The sequence below is a fragment of the Nonomuraea sp. NPDC049504 genome, assembly GCF_040676845.1.
Classification (GTDB): domain Bacteria; phylum Actinomycetota; class Actinomycetes; order Streptosporangiales; family Streptosporangiaceae; genus Nonomuraea; species Nonomuraea salmonea.
Map to the genome: position 1 here is coordinate 226,608 of NZ_JBFAPT010000016.1, position 16,377 is coordinate 242,984.

13 protein-coding genes are annotated in these 16,377 nt (G+C 73.3%); 4 read left to right on the forward strand and 9 right to left on the reverse strand.

Features of this window, described 5'->3' with window-relative positions; genetic code table 11:
- Position 1: 1 nt before the first annotated feature.
- From hutI to AB0K28_RS29360, 5 genes are read right to left on the reverse strand one after another with little or no spacing between them, the layout of a single operon-like run.
- Entirely contained in the window at positions 2–1,153 is a 1,152-nt protein-coding gene (gene hutI / locus AB0K28_RS29340) for an imidazolonepropionase (protein ID WP_364376350.1), read from the reverse strand.
- Positions 1,154–1,172: 19 nt separating this feature from the next.
- On the reverse strand, positions 1,173–2,513 hold the full coding sequence (locus AB0K28_RS29345) for a formimidoylglutamate deiminase (RefSeq protein WP_364376353.1): 1,341 nt from the start codon (positions 2,511–2,513) through the stop codon (positions 1,173–1,175).
- Complete coding sequence (locus tag AB0K28_RS29350; RefSeq protein ID WP_364376356.1) at positions 2,504–3,727, reverse strand: allantoate amidohydrolase; 1,224 nt, start codon at positions 3,725–3,727, stop codon at positions 2,504–2,506. The genes AB0K28_RS29345 and AB0K28_RS29350 overlap by 10 nt, the downstream gene beginning before the upstream one ends.
- A 46-nt stretch (positions 3,728–3,773) precedes the next feature.
- Positions 3,774–5,429, reverse strand: coding sequence for a urocanate hydratase (hutU, locus tag AB0K28_RS29355; protein ID WP_364376359.1), 1,656 nt, complete (start codon positions 5,427–5,429; stop codon positions 3,774–3,776).
- A 17-nt stretch (positions 5,430–5,446) separates the two neighbouring features.
- A complete protein-coding gene (locus tag AB0K28_RS29360) occupies positions 5,447–6,874 on the reverse strand; it encodes a cytosine permease (protein ID WP_345404068.1) in 1,428 nt (475 codons plus the stop codon).
- Between the two features lie 169 nt (positions 6,875–7,043).
- Here AB0K28_RS29360 and hutC point away from each other — a divergent pair, with 169 nt between their 5' ends.
- On the forward strand, positions 7,044–7,823 hold the full coding sequence (gene hutC / locus AB0K28_RS29365; RefSeq protein ID WP_364376362.1) for a histidine utilization repressor: 780 nt from the start codon (positions 7,044–7,046) through the stop codon (positions 7,821–7,823).
- Between the two features lie 152 nt (positions 7,824–7,975).
- On the opposite strand, the gene AB0K28_RS29370 is transcribed toward hutC, so the two are convergent.
- Together AB0K28_RS29370 and AB0K28_RS29375 are read right to left on the reverse strand one after the other, a co-directional pair.
- Positions 7,976–8,431, reverse strand: coding sequence for an NUDIX domain-containing protein (locus tag AB0K28_RS29370; protein WP_364376365.1), 456 nt, complete (start codon positions 8,429–8,431; stop codon positions 7,976–7,978).
- 10 nt (positions 8,432–8,441) lie between these two features.
- The gene (locus tag AB0K28_RS29375) at positions 8,442–9,155 is read right to left on the reverse strand and encodes a histidine phosphatase family protein (RefSeq protein WP_364376368.1); all 714 of its coding nucleotides are present in this window, start codon (positions 9,153–9,155) and stop codon (positions 8,442–8,444) included.
- A 77-nt stretch (positions 9,156–9,232) separates the two neighbouring features.
- On the opposite strand from AB0K28_RS29375, the gene AB0K28_RS29380 reads away from it, so the two are divergent.
- From AB0K28_RS29380 to AB0K28_RS29390, 3 genes are all read left to right on the forward strand, one after another.
- Positions 9,233–9,982: a class I SAM-dependent methyltransferase gene (locus AB0K28_RS29380; RefSeq protein WP_364376371.1), complete on the forward strand. Its 750-nt coding sequence runs from the start codon at positions 9,233–9,235 to the stop codon at positions 9,980–9,982.
- A gap of 258 nt (positions 9,983–10,240) precedes the next feature.
- The gene (locus AB0K28_RS29385; RefSeq protein WP_364376374.1) at positions 10,241–11,047 is read left to right on the forward strand and encodes a putative protein N(5)-glutamine methyltransferase; all 807 of its coding nucleotides are present in this window, start codon (positions 10,241–10,243) and stop codon (positions 11,045–11,047) included.
- Positions 11,048–11,292: 245 nt separating this feature from the next.
- On the forward strand, positions 11,293–12,420 hold the full coding sequence (locus AB0K28_RS29390; RefSeq protein WP_345404080.1) for an esterase-like activity of phytase family protein: 1,128 nt from the start codon (positions 11,293–11,295) through the stop codon (positions 12,418–12,420).
- Positions 12,421–12,426: 6 nt separating this feature from the next.
- Here the strand turns inward: AB0K28_RS29390 and AB0K28_RS29395 are convergent, their stop codons facing one another.
- Together AB0K28_RS29395 and AB0K28_RS29400 are read right to left on the reverse strand one after the other, a co-directional pair.
- On the reverse strand, positions 12,427–15,333 hold the full coding sequence (locus tag AB0K28_RS29395) for a pyridoxamine 5'-phosphate oxidase family protein (RefSeq protein ID WP_364376377.1): 2,907 nt from the start codon (positions 15,331–15,333) through the stop codon (positions 12,427–12,429).
- A complete protein-coding gene (locus AB0K28_RS29400) occupies positions 15,330–16,079 on the reverse strand; it encodes an HAD-IA family hydrolase (RefSeq protein ID WP_364376380.1) in 750 nt (249 codons plus the stop codon). The genes AB0K28_RS29395 and AB0K28_RS29400 overlap by 4 nt, the downstream gene beginning before the upstream one ends.
- Positions 16,080–16,377 lie beyond the last annotated feature (298 nt).

The following is a 16,377-nucleotide window of genomic DNA, read 5'->3' on the forward strand; positions in this document are numbered from 1 at the left end:
GTCAGACCTCGCGTACGCCGCCGCGCCAGACCCCCGCCACCAGCGGGACCCCCGGCCGGTAGGCGAGGTGGACGTGGCTCGGCGCGTCCAGCAGCACCAGGTCGGCGCGGGCGCCGGGGGACAGGCGGCCCACGTCGTCGCGGCGCAGCGCCCGCGCGCCGCCCAGCGTCGCGGCGGCCACGGCCTCGTCCGGCGTCATGCCCATCTCGCGCACGGCCAGCGCCACGCAGAACGGCATCGAGCTGGTGAAGCTCGACCCCGGGTTGCAGTCCGTGGACAGCGCCACCGTCACGCCCGCGTCCAGCAGGCGGCGCGCGTCCGGGTACGGCGAGCGGGTGGAGAACTCCGCGCCGGGCAGCAGCGTCGCCACCGTCGAGCCGCTCGCCAGCGCGTCCACGTCCTTGTCGTCGAGGTGCGTGCAGTGGTCGGCCGACGCCGCGCCCAGCTCCACCGCCAGCCGCACGCCCGGCCCCGGGCCGAGCTGGTTGGCGTGCACCCGGGGCGTCAGTCCCGCCCGCTGTCCCGCCGTGAGCACCTCGCGGGACTGGTCGCCGTCGAACGCGCCCCGCTCGCAGAAGACGTCCACCCAGCGGGCGTGCGGGGCGCAGGCGTCCAGCATCGGTCCCACCACCAGGTCCACGTACGCGTCCGGGTCGCCGGCGTACTCGGGCGGCACCACGTGGGCGCCCAGGTACGTCACCTCGTCGGTGTGACCTGCCGCGATGCGCAGCGCGCGGGCCTCGTCCTCGACCGTCAGGCCGTAGCCCGACTTGCACTCGATCGTCGTGGTGCCCTGGCGCAGCGCCTCGGCGACGTACCTGGCGACGTTCGCGTCCAGCTCCGCGTCGCTCGCCGCGCGGGTCGCCGCCACCGTCGTACGGATGCCGCCCGCCGTGTACGGCTGGCCCGACATGCGGGCGTCGAACTCGGCCGTGCGGTCACCGGCGAACACCAGGTGCGCGTGCGAGTCCACGAACCCGGGGATGGCGGCCCGCCCTTCCGCGTCCACCCGCTCGTCGGCGTCGGGCACCCGCGCCTGCGGCCCGGCCCAGACCACCCGGCCCGCGTCGAACACGACGGCGGCGCCGGTGATCGTGCCCAGCTCGGGGTCGTTGGTGAACAGGCTGCCGATCCCGGTGATGGCGACGGACACGGCACGGCTCCTTTCCGCGTTATGGCTGCGTGGTGAGGTGGGTGATCGTACGGGACAGCTCGCCGGGCACGTCCGGCACCAGCAGGTGCGTGCCGTCGCGGACGATCGGGCGGCCGTTCACCACGACGTGCCTGACGTCGGCGGCGGAGGCGGCGAACACCGCGGTCTCCGCGCCGAGCGCTGGCGGCGGCCCCGCTGTGCGGACGGAGTCGAGCGCGACCGTGACGAAGTCGGCCGGCGCGCCCGCCTCGATCCTGCCCGCCTCCGGCCAGCCCAGTGAGGCGTGCCCGTCCTCGGTGGCGGCGCGCAGCAGCGCGGCGGCGTTCCAGTGGCCGCGCCGCAGCGTGCGCAGCCGCTCGTCCAGCTCCACCGCCCGCGCCTCCTCGAACAGGTCGATCACGGCGTGGCTGTCGCTGCCCAGGCTGATCGGGGATCCGGCGGCGGCCAGGTCTGCGGCGGGGCCGATGCCGTCGGCGAGGTCCCGTTCGGTGGTGGGGCACATGCAGACGGTGGTGGCCGAGCCGCCGAGCAGCGCGATGTCGTCGCCGGTCAGGTGGGTGGCGTGCACGGCGGACGTCCGCGGGCCGAGCGCGCCCCGCTCGGCCAGCAGCGCGGCGGGCGTGCGGCCGTGGGCGGCCAGGCACGCCTCGTTCTCGGCGGGCTGCTCCGACAGGTGCACGTGCAGCGGCGCCGCCCGCCCGGCAGCCCACTCCGCGACGGTCGCGATCTGGTCCGCCGGGACCGCGCGCACCGAGTGCACCGCCGCCCCGATCCGGGCGTGCGGCTGCTCCTTCAGCTCGCCCGCGCGGGCCGCCCAGGCGGCGGCGTCGCCGTCGCTGAAGCGGAGCTGGTGCCGCTCGGGCGGCGCGCCGAACCCGGCCGACAGGTAGCAGGTGTCGAGCAGCGTGATCCTGATCCCGGCCCGCGCCGCCGCCTCGATGAGCGCCTCGCCCATGGCATTCGGGTCGGCGTACGGGGTGCCGCCCGGCCCGTGGTGCAGGTAGTGGAACTCGCCCACGCAGGTGATCCCGGCCAGCGCCATCTCGGCGTAGACGGCGGTGGCCAGGTCCAGGTAGGTGCCGGGGTCGAGTCTGCCTGCCACGTCGTACATGGTGTCGCGCCAGGTCCAGAACGTGCCCGAGCCGCGCTGCGCGATGCCGCGCAGTGCCCGGTGGAAGGCGTGCGAGTGCGCGTTCGCCAGGCCGGGCAAGGTGAGCCCGCGCAGCACCGTGGCGCCGGGCGGGGGCGCGGCGACGCCCGTACGGACGCCGGAGACGCGCCCGCCGGCCACCTCGATCACCGCCCCCGCCACGACCGCGCCGCCGATCCAGGCGTGCTCGGCGTGGTACGTCACCGGCATGCCAGCCCCTCCAGCACGTCGGCCAGCGCCTCCACCCCTGCCACGCAGTCGTCCTCGCGGGCGTGCTCGGCGGGGGAGTGGGACACCCCGGTGGGATTGCGGACGAACAGCATCGCCGTCGGCACCTTCGCGGCCAGGATGCCGGCGTCGTGCCCGGCGCCCGTCGGCAGCACCGGCACCTCGTACGGCCGGCGCGCCGCCAGCAGCCGCACCAGCTCGTCGCGCAGCGCGGGCGCGAAGTCCACGACCGGCGTGAACGACTCGCGTTCGAGACCGACCTCCACCCCCTCGCGGGCGGCGTGCTCGCGGGCCGCGTCCTCGATCGTGCCGAGCAGCAGCGCCAGCGTCTCCTCGTCGGCGGCCCGCGCGTCCAGCCAGGCCCGCACCAGGCTCGGCACCGCGTTGACGCCGTTCGGCTCGACGAGCAGTTTGCCGAACGTGGCCCGCGCGCCCGCCGCGGCGGCCCGCTCCCGCGCGGCCAGCATGGTCGCCGCGTAGACGGGCATCGGGTCGTGCCGGTCCTGCATGCGGGTGGTGCCGGCGTGGTTGGCCTCGCCGCGGAAGTCGAAGCGCCACCGCCCGTGCGGCCAGATCGCCGAGGCCACGCCCACCGGCGAGCCGGTGCCGGCGAGGTGGCGGCCCTGCTCGACGTGCAGCTCCACGAACACGCCGACCCTGGCCAGCCGCTCGTCGTCGGGGCCGATCGCCTCAGGGTCGTGGCCGGCCCGCTCCATCGCCTGCGTCAGCGTGACCCCGTCGGCGTCGCGCAGCGCGGCGGCCCGCTCCGGCGTGAGCTGCCCGGCCGTGAGCCGCGAACCCGCACAGGCCAGCCCGAAGCGGGCGCCCTCCTCGTCGCCGAAGTTCACCACCGCGACCGGGCGGGACGGCCGCACGCCCCGCGCGGCCAGCTCGTCCAGCGCCGCGAACGCCGACACCACGCCGAGCGGCCCGTCGAACGCGCCGCCGTCCGGCACCGAGTCCAGGTGCGACCCGGTCACCACGGCGTCACCCGCGGAAGGGTCGCCCAGCCAGGCCCACTGGTTGCCGTTGCGGTCGGTCTCGACGTCCAGCCCGCGCGCCGCCGCCTGCTCCCGGAACCAGTCACGGCACTCGGCGTCCGCCGAGGTCCACGCGAAGCGCCGGTAACCGCCGGACCCCGCGTGCCGCCCGACGGGCAGCAGCTCCGCCCACATCTCCTGGAACGACGACGGCATCAGCACCCCTCCTGAGACCGGAACGGCCGGAACGACGACGACGGCATCAGGACTCCTTCATGGGCACGCGCACGCCGGTGCGGCCGGCGACCTCTTCGGCCTCCTCGTACCCGGCGTCCACGTGCCGGATCACCCCCATGCCCGGGTCGTTGGTGAGCACCCGCCTGATCTTCTCCCCGGCCAGCGCCGTGCCGTCGGCCACCGTCACCTGCCCGGCGTGGATCGACCGGCCGATGCCGACGCCGCCGCCGTGGTGGATCGACACCCAGGAGGCGCCGGAGGCCACGTTCACCATGGCGTTGAGCAGCGGCCAGTCCGCGATCGCGTCGGACCCGTCGCGCATGCCCTCGGTCTCCCGGTACGGCGAGGCCACCGACCCGCAGTCGAGGTGGTCGCGGCCGATCACGACCGGCGCCCGCAGCTCGCCCGAGGCCACCATGTCGTTGAACCGCTCGCCCGCCCGGTCACGCTCGCCGTACCCGAGCCAGCAGATGCGCGCCGGCAGCCCCTGGAAGTGCACCTTCTCCCCGGCCAACCGGATCCACCGGGCCAGCGGCTCGTTGTCGGGGAACAGGTCGAGTATCGCCCGATCGGTGGCCGCGATGTCGGCCGGGTCGCCCGACAGCGCCGCCCACCGGAACGGCCCCTTGCCCTCGCAGAACAGCGGCCTGATGTAGGCGGGCACGAAGCCGGGGAAGTCGAAGGCCCTGGCGTAGCCGGCGAGCTTCGCCTCGCCCCTGATGGAGTTGCCGTAGTCGAACACCTCGGCCCCGGCGTCCTGGAAGCCCACCATCGCCTCGACGTGCCGCGCCATCGACGCCCGCGCCCGCTCGGTGAAGCCGGCCGGGTCCTTGTCCCGCTCGGCCGCCATGTCCTCGAAGGCCACCCCGAGCGGCAGGTACGCCAGCGGGTCGTGCGCGCTGGTCTGGTCGGTCACCACGTCGATCGGCGCGCCCTCGGCCAGCATGCGCGGCAGCACGTCGGCGGCGTTGCCGAGCAGCCCGATCGACAGCGGCCTGCGGGCGTCCCTGGCCTCGGTGGCCAGCCGCAGCGCGTGCGCGAGGTCGTCGGCCTTGACGTCGAGGTAGCCGTGGTCGAGGCGGCGCTGGATGCGCGACGGGTCGCACTCCACGCAGATCGCGACGCCGCCGTTCATGGTGACGGCCAGCGGCTGGGCGCCGCCCATGCCGCCGAGCCCGGCGGTCAGCGTGATCGTGCCGGCCAGCGAGCCGCCGAACCGCTTGGCCGCGACCGCGGCGAACGTCTCGTACGTGCCCTGGAGGATGCCCTGGGTGCCGATGTAGATCCACGAACCGGCCGTCATCTGCCCGTACATGGTCAGGCCCGCCGCCTCCAGGCGCCGGAACTCCTCCCACGTCGCCCAGTCGCCGACCAGGTTGGAATTGGCGATCAGCACGCGCGGCGCCCACTCGTGGGTCGTCATCACGCCCACCGGCCGGCCCGACTGCACCAGCATCGTCTCGTCGGCCTTGAGCGTGCGCAGCGTGCGGACGATCGCGTCGAAGGAGCGCCAGTCACGGGCGGCGCGGCCCGTCCCGCCGTAGACGACGAGGTCGTCGGGGTGCTCGGCCACCTCGGGGTCGAGGTTGTTCTGCAGCATCCGCAGCGCGGCCTCCTGCTGCCAGCCGAGGGCCGTCAGCTCGGTGCCACGGGCGGCTCTGACCGGGCGTGCGCCTTCCATGAGCGGGGTCCTTTCTGTCAGCGAGCCGCGACCGGCTCGGTGGACGGATAGATCATCTCCGCGGGCGGGTTCGACGTCCGCCTGGCCCACGGGTAGTACAGCGCGGCGGTGGCCAGCAGGCCGACGATCCACGAGATGTCGGCGCCGCCGAGCAGCTCGGTGACCGGCCCCGTGTAGAGCTTCTGCGCGAGGAACGGGATCTGGACGACCACGCCGAAGGCGTAGGTGACCAGCGCGGTGACGTTCCAGCGGCCGTAGCGGCCCGCCGGGTCGTACAGGGCGGGGATGTCCACCCGCTCCTTGGAGATCAGGTAGTAGTCGGTGAGGTTGATCGCGCTCCACGGCGTGAACACCATGAGCAGCACCAGCACGAAGTTCTTGAAGTTGTCCAGGAAGTCCGCGCTGGCCATGATCGCCACCAGCACCGACACGGCGGTGAAGCCGACGATGTAGAGCGCGCGCACCACCGGCGAGACCCGCGAGCGGCCGTTGAACGCGGTCACGGTCGTCAGCAGGCACATGAAGCCGCCATAGGCGTTGAGCGTGTTCACCGTCAGCTTGCCCACCACGATCACGATGTAGATCAGCAGCGCGACGGCCGCGGGACCGGCCAGCTCGCCGACGAAGCCGACCTGGTCGCCGACGAACACCGCGCCCGAGACGGCGGCGATCAGCGCGCCCAGCGACATCGCCCACTGCGAGCCGATGACGCTGCCGAGGAACGTACCCCAGAACGTGGAGCGCTCACTGGTGCTGCGCGGCAGGTAGCGGGAGTAGTCGGCGACGTACGGGCCGAAGGTCAGCTGCCAGGCCGCGCCGAGCCCCACGGCCAGCAGGAACGTCGGCGCCTCGAAGCCCTTGACGCCGACGAAGGCGCCCACGTCGTACGTGGTGAACACCTTGATCAGCAGGTAGCCGAGTCCGCACACGCCGATCACGGTCGCGATCCTGCCGACGGTGTGGATGAGCCGGTAGCCGGTCACCGCGACGATCACCGTCAGCAGCCCGAACAGCAGGATCCCGGCGGTCGCCGGCACGTGCAGGATCCGGCCGAGCGCCTGCCCGGCCAGCACGCTGCCGGTGGCGGCGAAGCCGAGGTACATCAGTACGACCAGGAGCAGCGGCAGCACGGCGCCGAACACGCCGAACTGCGCCCGGCTGGAGATCATCTGGGGCAGTCCGAGGCGCGGTCCCTGCGCGGAGTGCAGCGCCATCACCACGCCGCCGAGCACGTTGCCGATGAGCAGGGCGATGATCGCCCAGAGGGCGTCGGCGCCGAACACGACGGCGAGCGCGCCGTCCACGATCGCGGTGATCTGCATGTTGGCGCCGAACCAGAGGGTGAACTGGCTGCGCGGCGTGCCGTGCCGCTCGGCGTCGGGGATCACGTCGATCGTCCGGCGCTCCACGGCAGGACCCGCGCCCAGGGATTGATGGTCAGTCATGGCGGTCCGCCTCTCGCGCGTCACGCGCCCTGGGGGAAACGGGGGTTCGAGGGGAAATGTACAGTCCTGTATATACAGCTCGCCACCCCTGGGAGGAAGATAAACTTCGGGCCATCGAGTCCGGAGATCGCTCCGCCCGCCGTCCCCCGACCGGAGGATCCGCCGAGCCATGGTGCCCATCACGGTGGTCGAGTCCGAGCTCGCCGCCCAGTTCCAGCAGCTCGGGCCCGCCTCGGCGCCCGCGTACGAGCGGGTCAAGAAGGTCATCAGCGCCGGCGTGCGCTCCGGCCGGTGGGCCCACGGCCAGCAGTTGCCGTCGGAGCACCAGCTCGTCAGCGCCCTCGGCCTGTCCCGCATGACCATCAACAGAGCGCTGCGCGAGCTCACCCACGAAGGGCTCATCGAGCGGCGGGCCGGCGTCGGCACGTTCGTCGCCGCGCCCAAGGCCGCCTCCGCGCTGCTCCAGGTCAGGAACATCGCCGACGACATCCGCCGGCACGGCCACCGCCACCACACCGAGGTCGTCTTCGTCCGCGAGGAGCCGTCCGACGCCGCCGACCCCGAGCTGCGCGCCGCCGCGGGGCCCGTCGTCTACCGCTCGCTCATCGTGCACTTCGAGGACGACACCCCGATCCAGCTCGAAGACCGCCTGGTCAACCCGGCCGCCGCGCCCCACTACCTCGACCGCGACTTCACCCGGCAGACCCCCCACGCCTACCTCAACGAGGTCGCCCCGCTCACCCGCGGCGAGCACATCGTGGAGGCCGTGCTCGGCGACGCCGCCCAGCGCAGGCTGCTGCGCATCGGCCGCCACGAGCCGTGCCTGCTCGTGCGCCGCCGCACCTGGTCGCGCGACGTGCTGGTCAGCGTGGCCCGGCTGCTCCACCCCGGCTCGCGGCACCGGCTCGAAGGCTCCTTCGGCGCCGACTGGACGCTCGACACCCGCTGAGCCCGACCAGGCTGAGCCCGACCAGGCTGAGCACGACCAGGCTGGGCACGAACAGGCTGGGCACGACCAATCGGACACGACCAGCCTGGGCACGACCAGCCTGGGCACGACCAACTGGGCATGGTCAACCGGGCATGGTCAACCGGGCACGGTCAGTGGGCCGCCTCGATCAGGGCCCGGTGCGACGGGATCAGGCCGTCGGGCAGGTCGTCGGGGGCGCACCAGCGGGCCTCCAGGATCTCCATCGCGTTCAGCCGCAGGGTGCCGCCGCCCGCGTACTCGGCCGCGTACGCGACCTCCATCCTGAGCCGGAACCCGCTCTTGAGCAGCACCAGCTCGCCCACCCGCACCTCCAGCCCGGTCTCCTCGCGCACCTCGCGCACGACCGTCTGCTCGAACGTCTCGCCGCGCTTCGCGCCGCCCGTGGGCAGCCCCCACGGACGCTCCTCGGACCAGAACCGGTGCCGCAGCAGCAGCACCCGCCCGTCGCGGTCGCGCACCACCCCGGTCACCCCGACCATGAACTTGTCCTGCGTCAGGTAGAGCAGCCGCCACTTCACCGACCCGCGCAGGCTCCGCCACAGCCGGGCGATCAGCCTCTTCACCACGCGGCCCCGGTCAGGTGGGCAGCGCGGCGGTGGTGGTGAAGAAGGGGGCGAGGTGCGCGGTGTCGTTGAACCTGCGCAGGATCCACCGCGCCTCGGTCAGCACCAGATGCGACACCGAGGCGTTGTCGACCCCCAGGAACGCGAACGGCCGCGACCCGGTGGCCGCCGCCAGCGCCTCCGCGATCACGCCAGCGTGGGTCACCACCACGATCCGCTGGTCGGGATGGGCGGCCGCGAGCTTCTCCAGCACCTTCCTGACCCGCTCGGAGAACGCCGCCGCCGGCTCCGCGCCGGGGATGACGTCCCAGCGCTCCTCCTGCGCCATGCGGCGGGCGACCGGATGGCCCTCCGCCACCATGCGGCGGAACAGCCCGCCCTCCCATTCGCCCAGGTGCACCTCGCGCAGCTCGGCCTCTGTCACCGGCGTCACGTCCAGCCGGGCGGCCAGCGGCGCCGCCGTCTCGGAGGTGCGGCGCAACGTGCTGACGTAGATCGCGTCGATCCGCTCGGCGGCCAGCCGCAGCGCCACCCGCTCGGCCTGCTCGCGGCCCTCGGGCGCGAGCGCCGGGTCACCCTGCCCGCCGACCAGCGGGAACGCCCGGTCGGGGCGGGCCGGCTCGGACTCGCCGTGCCGCACCAGCAGCACCTCGGTCGCGCCCGGCGGCGTACGGAACCGGCTCTGCCGGTATTCGACCGGCTCGTCGCGCTCATCCCTCACAGTCACCGGACCCTACTCCCTTCCGCCCGCCCGCGCCGGGCGTGATTGAATCGGCACTCGCGTACGGACGAAGGGGGAGCGCCATGGGAGTGGACCGGCGGCGGAGCGTGGTGTTCGGCGAGGCGGTCGAGCAGTACGAGGCCGCGCGGCCCGGCTACCCCGAGCGGCTCGTCACCGAGGTGCTCGCCTACGCGCCCGACGGGCCGGTGCTGGAGGTCGGCGCCGGCACGGGCAAGGCCACCGCCGGCTTCGCCGCCCACGTGAGCGACCTGACGTGCGTCGAGCCCGACCCCAGGATGGCGGCGGCGCTCACGGCCAAGTGCCCCGGTGTGCGGGTGGTGAGCGGGATCTTCGAGGACTACGTCCCCGACCGCCGCTTCGCGCTGCTCTACTCCGCGCAGGCCTGGCACTGGGTGGACCCCGACCGGCGCTGGGACCTGGCCCATGACGCACTGGCCCCCTCAGGGGCGCTGGCGCTGTTCTGGAACCACTACATCCCCGCCGACGACGGGGTGCGCGCCGCACTCGGCCGGCTGGCCGAGCGGTACGGCCTGGCCAGCCAGAGCCTGCACCAGAACGAGGGCGACCGCGCCGAGGAGTCCCGCCACCTGCTGGAGGACGACCCCCGCTTCACCGACCTCGACCGGCGCCGCTACACCAGGACAGAGCGCTACGACGCCGACCGCTTCGTCACCCTCACCGGCACGATGTCCGTGTACCGGATCCTCCCGCCCGACGTGCGCGAACGCGTGCTGGGCGAGGTCGGCGAGCTGGTGGGCGACGGCCTCGACCTGACCCTCACCACCGAACTCGCCCTCGCCCGCCGCATCTGACCAGCCGCCCGGCTTCCAGGCGGACCAGCCCGGGGGGACCGGTATCCATCCGCACGGCAGCGTCCCGCTCGCACCCCGTCACGAGCGGCGTTGAGCGCTCTGGTACCGTGGCGCTCGCAGAAGTGATCGTCCGTGCTCGTCCCAGGGAGGTGAGACCCATCGCCGCTGTGTCAGGCCGGGTGCTCCCTTCCCGTAACCGTGCGGCCCACCAGGACTAGGTGACCGCGGGAGCGCCCGACGGCATCCCGAAAGGTTTCCATGTCTGTCTCCTCCTCGTCGCTTCCTTCCGCTGAGATCGTCGCCAGGCTGCGTGCCGCCGGCTGCGTCTTCGCCGAGGACGAAGCCGAGCTGCTCGTCTCGACCGCCGCCACCGCCGACGCCCTCGCCGCCATGCTCGAACGCCGGGTCGCCGGCGAGCCGCTGGAGCACGTCCTCGGGTGGGCGTCGTTCTGCGGGCTGCGCGTCCACGTCGAGCCCGGCGTGTTCGTGCCCAGGCCGCGCACGGAGTTCCTCATCGACCGCGCCGTCGCCCTCGCCCGCGAGGTGCCGGGCCGGCCGGTGGTCCTCGACATGTGCTGCGGCACCGGCGCCATGGGCGCCGCCGTCGCGGCGGGACTGGCCGGGCGGGTGGAGCTGCACGCGGCCGACCTCGACCCGGCCGCCGTGCGCTGCGCCCGCCGCAACCTGCCCGGCGCGCACGTCTACCAGGGCGACCTGTACGACCCCCTGCCGTCGTCGCTCCGAGGCCGGGTCGACATCCTCATCACCAGCCCGCCCTACGTCCCCTCGGAATCGGTCGCCCTCCTGCCCCCGGAAGCCCGCCTCCACGAGCCCCGCTTCGCCCTGGACGGCGGCGAGGACGGCTTGGACGTCGTCCGCCGCGTGATCGCCGCCGCCCCCTTCTGGCTGACCCCCGGCGGCCGCCTCCTGGTGGAGACCAGCCAGAACCAGGCGGCGACCACCGCCGAAGCAGTGAGCTCAGCCGGCCTCCTCCCCCGCATCGCCACCTCACCGGAGTACGACGCGACAACCGTCATAGGCACCCTCATCCGTCCCACCCCCTGACCAGGGGGAGGAGAAGAGACCGGACACCGTGGGGGCACGTGGGCCGCTCCCTCCGTCCCCGGCCGGGTCTTTCGCTCCACCACACCAACCCGTCCTCCACCCCGAAGGAATTTGTGGGCCTTTGGAGGGCGGCATGCCGTTGGGTGGTTCGTGGACTTCGCTTTTGATTCGCGCTTTCATGGCCTCCGTCGATTTCCAGGACGGAGGCTCAAATGGGTCGTGCTCGGAGAATAACCGGAATAGCCATGGCATTCGCCACGGTGCTGGCCACCGCGCCGGCGGCGGAGGCGGCGGAGGCGGCGGAGCGGCGGGCGCCGGTACGCATCACGCGCTTCCTCGGCGAGCAGCGCATCCCGTACAAGATGACGTTCCAGGGCACCACCGTGGGCGGCCTGTCCGGCGTCGACCGTGACCCGCGCACCGGCACCTGGTATCTCATCTCCGACGACCGCGACCGCTACAACCCGGCCCGCTTCTACACCGGCCACCTCGACATCAACCGCAGGACCGGCGACTTCACCGGTGTCCGCCTGACCGGCGTCCGCACGCTGACCCGCCCGGACGGCACCCCGTACCCCGGGTACGGCAGGCCGGGCGCGGCGGACCCGGAGACGATCAGGTTCGACCGGTGGACGGGCCGGCTGGTGTGGGGCGACGAGGGGGACCGGCCCGACGCCAGAAATCCCGACATCCCCATTTCGCAACCGGCCATTCGCAGAACGGACCTGAACGGCCGCCAAGTGGGCGAATTCGCACTCCCGCGTAATTTGCGGCTAACGAATACGGAACGTGGCCCAAGGCGTAATTTCGGATTCGAGGGATTGGCGGTCACCGCCCGTTCCGTCACCGCCGTCACCGAGGGCCCGCGTTACGAGGACGGCCCCCTGCCGACGGCCGAGCGCGGCTCGCTGGCCAGGATCACCGTCTGGGACCGCCAGGGCAGGCCGCGCGGCCAGTACGCCTACCGCCTCGACCGCCTGCCCGAGCCGCCGAACCCGCCCACCGGCGACGCCGACACCGGCGTGTCGGAGATCCTGGCCATCGACGACCACCGCTACCTGGCGCTGGAACGTTCCTGGATCGAGGGCGTGAACTACCGCGTCAAGCTGTACGAGATCGACCTGCGCGGCGCCTCCAACGTGCTAGGCCGCGACTCGCTGGCCCGCGGCGGCTACCGCCCGGTCGGCAAGCGCCTGGTCTACGACCTCGGCACGTTCCGTCCTCCGGTGCAGAACCTGGAGAGCCTGTCGTGGGGCCCGCGCCTGGCCGGCGGCGAGTGCACGCTGGTGATCGGCTCGGACGACAACTTCGACGAACGCGAGACGACCCGCTTCATGGCCTTCGCCGCCACGGGCTGCCCGTCAGGCCAGTAGGACCCGTCAGATGCCGTGGATGCGGCGGCCGGTGACGCGCTGCGGCGTGATCCGGATGTAGAGCGGCCGGTCGCCGCCCGCCCACGGCGTGACCCCGGAACGGGCGAGGTCGGCCGTGTCCTCGGGCGGCATGTGGTGCGCGGGCCCCTGCACCAGCACGCTCCACCCCTCCCTGGTGGCCTCGTCGAAGTGGTCGATCTGGAAGGCGATGACGATGTCCACGCCTTCCAGCCCGGTACGCAGGTCCTTGTCCATCGGCCCGCCCGCCGCCGTACGGAAGATGATGTTCCCGTCGTGCAGCTTGTAGTTGACCGGCAGCACGGTCGGCCCGTGCGAGCCGCTGAACGCGACCCGCCCGATGCCGCCCGGCGCGATCAGCCGCAGCGACTCGGCCTCGTCCAGCGTCTCCAGACTGGGGTGCGCGGCGGCGGGGCCACGGCCGGGCGGCCGGTCGTGCCCGCCGCCGAGCAGCTCGTCCACCGTGGTCCCCAGCGCGTCGGCGAGCCGGTAGAGCGTGCCGCCGTCGGGAGTGTCGGCGTGCTCCTCCAGGTATTTGAGGTAGCCCGCCGACATGCCCGCGTGCTCGGCGACCTGCTCGCGGGTCAGCCCGCGGCGCTCGCGGTGGTGGATGATGCGTCGACCGAGGTCGCCGGTGCCGGACATGATGGCCTCTCCTGGCTTGAAGGTGCGGCACGCGACCCCGTTGACGCGTGCCTCGTGGTCATCGGCGTCGATGAACAGCCGCCGCCCCCGGTAGCAGATCGGCATCGACGCCTCGCCGAGCCGGTCGGGCAGCAGCGGGTCGAGCCACAGCCCGTCGCGCCGCGGCTCCACCCCGAGGTAGCAGCGTTGCAGCAGGTCGAGCGTGCCGCCCATGGCGCCCAGGTGGATGCCTTCCGCGGTGGTCCCGCCCTGGACGTCCTTCAGGTCGCTCTGCAGCGCCTCGATGAAGAACTCCCACGACCGTTCCCGATCGAGCCTGGCCAGCGCCCAGGCGTGCACGACGGCGCTGAGCGTGGAGCCGTGGCTGGTGCGCCGCAGGTAGTACGCGATCGTCCGGGGGATGAGGCCGTCGTCCGCCTCGTAGCCGAGGTGTTCGAGCAGCCCGGTCAGCTCGTCGCCGGTCAGCAGGTAGCAGAGCATCAGCGTGTCGGCCTGCTTGGACGCCTTGTAGCGGTTGACGTCGTCGCCGTCGGCCTCCAGCGCCCGGTCCAGCCGGCGCACGCCGCCGTAGCGGTCCCAGTCGAGCTCCTCCAGCTCGGCGTACCCGGTGAACTGGCTGATGACGCCGTCGTGGAAGTCGACCCGCAGGCGGCGGCTCACGTCGTCCCAGTGGTCGAGCTCGCCGGGGCGCGGCGTGACGTCGGGGCAGAGCGCGGCGGCCTCGCGGGCGCGGCGCATCAGCCAGGCGGTCATCACGTTGGTGTAGGCGTTGTTGTCCAGGCCGGGGAAGTCCGCGCCGGGGTAGGTCTCGTGGTACTCGTCGGGGCCCATGACGCCGCGGATCTCGTACCGGCCGTCGATCTCGACGGCGAGCGAGGCGAAGAAGCGGGCGATCTCCAGCAGCATCTCGGCGCACCACACCGGCATCGAGCCGGTGGCGAGGAAGTGCCGCCACACGTCGTACGCGACGGCCAGGCCGACGTGCCGCTGCAGCCGGGAGTCGTCCGGCAGCCAGCGGCCCGACTTGGGGTTGAGGTGCAGGACCTGGGTCTCCTCGCGGCCGTCGCTGCCGCTCTGCCAGGGGAACATGGCGCCGTCGTGCCCGGTCCGCCGGGCCGCGTCCATGGCCTCGGGCAGCCGCCGCCACCGATACCGCAGCAGCCCCTCGGAGATCTCGGGGAAGCGCAGCGCGAGCCACGGCAGGACGAACAACTCGTCCCAGAACACGTGCCCCCGGTACGCCTCGCCGTGCAGCCCCCGCGCGGGCACCCCGGCGTCGAGGCCGGCGGTGTGCGGGGAGAGCGTCTGCAGCAGGTGGAAGATGTTCACGTGGACGAGCTGCGACAGCTCGGAGCCGTCCACGTCCATCCTGGCCCTGCGCCACAGCCCCTCCCATGCCGCCATGTGCCGGGCCAGCAGCTCGGGGAAGGGCGGCGCCCTGCGTACGTGCCGCAGCGCCGACGAGCGCGGGTCGTGACTGGCGGGGTCGCGCGACGACGTCAGCGCCACGGTCTTGACGAGCCGGGACGGGCGTCCCTGCGCCAGGTCGAGCACGTGGTCGGAGGTGATGTGGTCACCCGCCAGCACCGGACGTGCTGTCGTGCCGGTCTCCGCGTCGATCCTGGCGGCCAGCGCCACGACGACGTGGGAGGAGCGGGTGACGGCCGTCAGCCAGGCCAGGTCGTCCTCGGAGCCGGTCTCGTGGCAGGTCAGGTGGTCGCCGCGCAGGTCGCGGTAGCGGGCCACGCCGTCGTTGGCGACCCGACCCTCCAGGGCGGCCCGCACCCGCAGCGGGCCCGACCAGTTCTCGGCGGTGAACGTGCACTCCTGCGCCGCGAGGTACGGATCCGCCATCGACACCAGGCGGCGCTGGCGTACCCGGGTGACGCGGCCCTCCGCGTCGCGCCAGCGCAGCAGCCGCACCAGCACGCCGTGCCGCAGGTCCAGCTCGTGCCGGTAGAGCAGCAGGTCGGCCGCCTGCGGACGGAACCAGTCCGTGCCGGGCGTGGCGAACCGCAGCGGCAGCCAGTCGGGCAGGTTGACGATGTCCTCGTTGGTGACGGTGTGCCCGGCCACGACCGAGTCGAGCCGGTCGTAACACCCCGCCAGGTACGTGCCCGGCGTCCGCGGCTCCCCGTCCGGCGTCGCCCCCCGCGTCGCGAACCGGCCGTTGCCCAGCGTGCACAGCGCCTCGCGCAGCCCCTCACCCTCGGGATCGAACCCCTCGTACGTGAGCGTCCACGCGCTCATCGCCGCCCCACCGGCACCCGTCCCGTGACGTCGGCCTCCGCCAGGTCGGACACCACCGCGTCGGCGCCCGCGGCCAGCATCGCGGCGGCCCGCGTGCCGCTCCTGTCCACCGCGACGATCCGCCCGAAACCGCCCCTGCGGGCCGCCTCGACGCCGGGCACCGCGTCCTCCACCACGCCCACCTGCCCGGCGGGCAGATCGAGCCGCCGCGCGGCCTCCAGGAACAGTGCCGGGTCCGGCTTGCCCGGCAGGCCGAGCCTGGCCGCGTCCGTGCCGTCCACCAGCACGTCGAACAGGTGCAGCACGCCCGCCGACGCCACCATCGAGCGGCAGTGCCTGCTGGCCGAGACCACCGCGGTGCGGCAGCCGCGCCTGCGCAGCTCGTGCAGCAGCTCGACCGTCGAGGGGAACGCGGCCACGCCGTGCTGCGCGATCTCCCGGACGAACAATTCGTCCTTGGCCCGGCCCAGCCCGTGGACGGTCGGCGCGCCCGGCTCGTCGTCCGGCCCGCCCTCGGGCAGCGAGACGCCGCGCGAGGCCAGGAACGTGCGCACGCCGTCGAGCCGCGGCCGCCCGTCCACATAGGTCAGGTAGTCGGCGCGTACGTCGAACGGCGCGGAACGGCCGCGCAGGAAGCCGTCGAACACGTGCTTCCACGCCGCCGCGTGCACCCGGGCCGTGTCGGTGACCACGCCGTCGGTGTCGAAGACGACGGCCCGCAGGGCGGTGAGATCGAAGGTGGTCATGCCCGGACGCTACCCGCGCAGGCCCGGCTCAGCCATGGACCAAAGACCTCGACCGCCGGGACCTTCGCGGGGCATACGACGAGGCACGCGAACCAAGGCCGTCCTGGGTACGTCTACCTCAACAGATGGCCCGTCAGCAGGAGGTACCGCATGAGAGCGACGACCGTACGCGTGCTGCCCCTGCTGGCCGCGCTCGCCTTGGGCGCGCCGGGCTGCGGGGGCGCCCCCGGCGGGGGCGCCAACCAGACGATGATCCGGGGAAGTCCGCATGGGGAAACCAAGCACCACTCAAGTGGTG

Bases quoted from the DNA above. Each gene is read 5' to 3' on its own strand.
- AB0K28_RS29345 (WP_364376353.1), bottom strand. From the start codon at position 2,513: ATGCCGGTGACGTACCACGCCGAGCACGCCTGGATCGGCGGCGCGGTC.
- AB0K28_RS29350 (WP_364376356.1), bottom strand. From the start codon at position 3,727: ATGCCGTCGTCGTTCCAGGAGATGTGGGCGGAGCTGCTGCCCGTCGGG.
- hutU (WP_364376359.1), bottom strand. From the start codon at position 5,429: ATGGAAGGCGCACGCCCGGTCAGAGCCGCCCGTGGCACCGAGCTGACG.
- AB0K28_RS29360 (WP_345404068.1), bottom strand. From the start codon at position 6,874: ATGACTGACCATCAATCCCTGGGCGCGGGTCCTGCCGTGGAGCGCCGG.
- hutC (WP_364376362.1), top strand. From the start codon at position 7,044: ATGGTGCCCATCACGGTGGTCGAGTCCGAGCTCGCCGCCCAGTTCCAG.
- AB0K28_RS29380 (WP_364376371.1), top strand. From the start codon at position 9,233: ATGGGAGTGGACCGGCGGCGGAGCGTGGTGTTCGGCGAGGCGGTCGAG.
- AB0K28_RS29385 (WP_364376374.1), top strand. From the start codon at position 10,241: ATGTCTGTCTCCTCCTCGTCGCTTCCTTCCGCTGAGATCGTCGCCAGG.
- AB0K28_RS29390 (WP_345404080.1), top strand. From the start codon at position 11,293: ATGGCATTCGCCACGGTGCTGGCCACCGCGCCGGCGGCGGAGGCGGCG.
- AB0K28_RS29395 (WP_364376377.1), bottom strand. From the start codon at position 15,333: ATGAGCGCGTGGACGCTCACGTACGAGGGGTTCGATCCCGAGGGTGAG.
- AB0K28_RS29400 (WP_364376380.1), bottom strand. From the start codon at position 16,079: ATGACCACCTTCGATCTCACCGCCCTGCGGGCCGTCGTCTTCGACACC.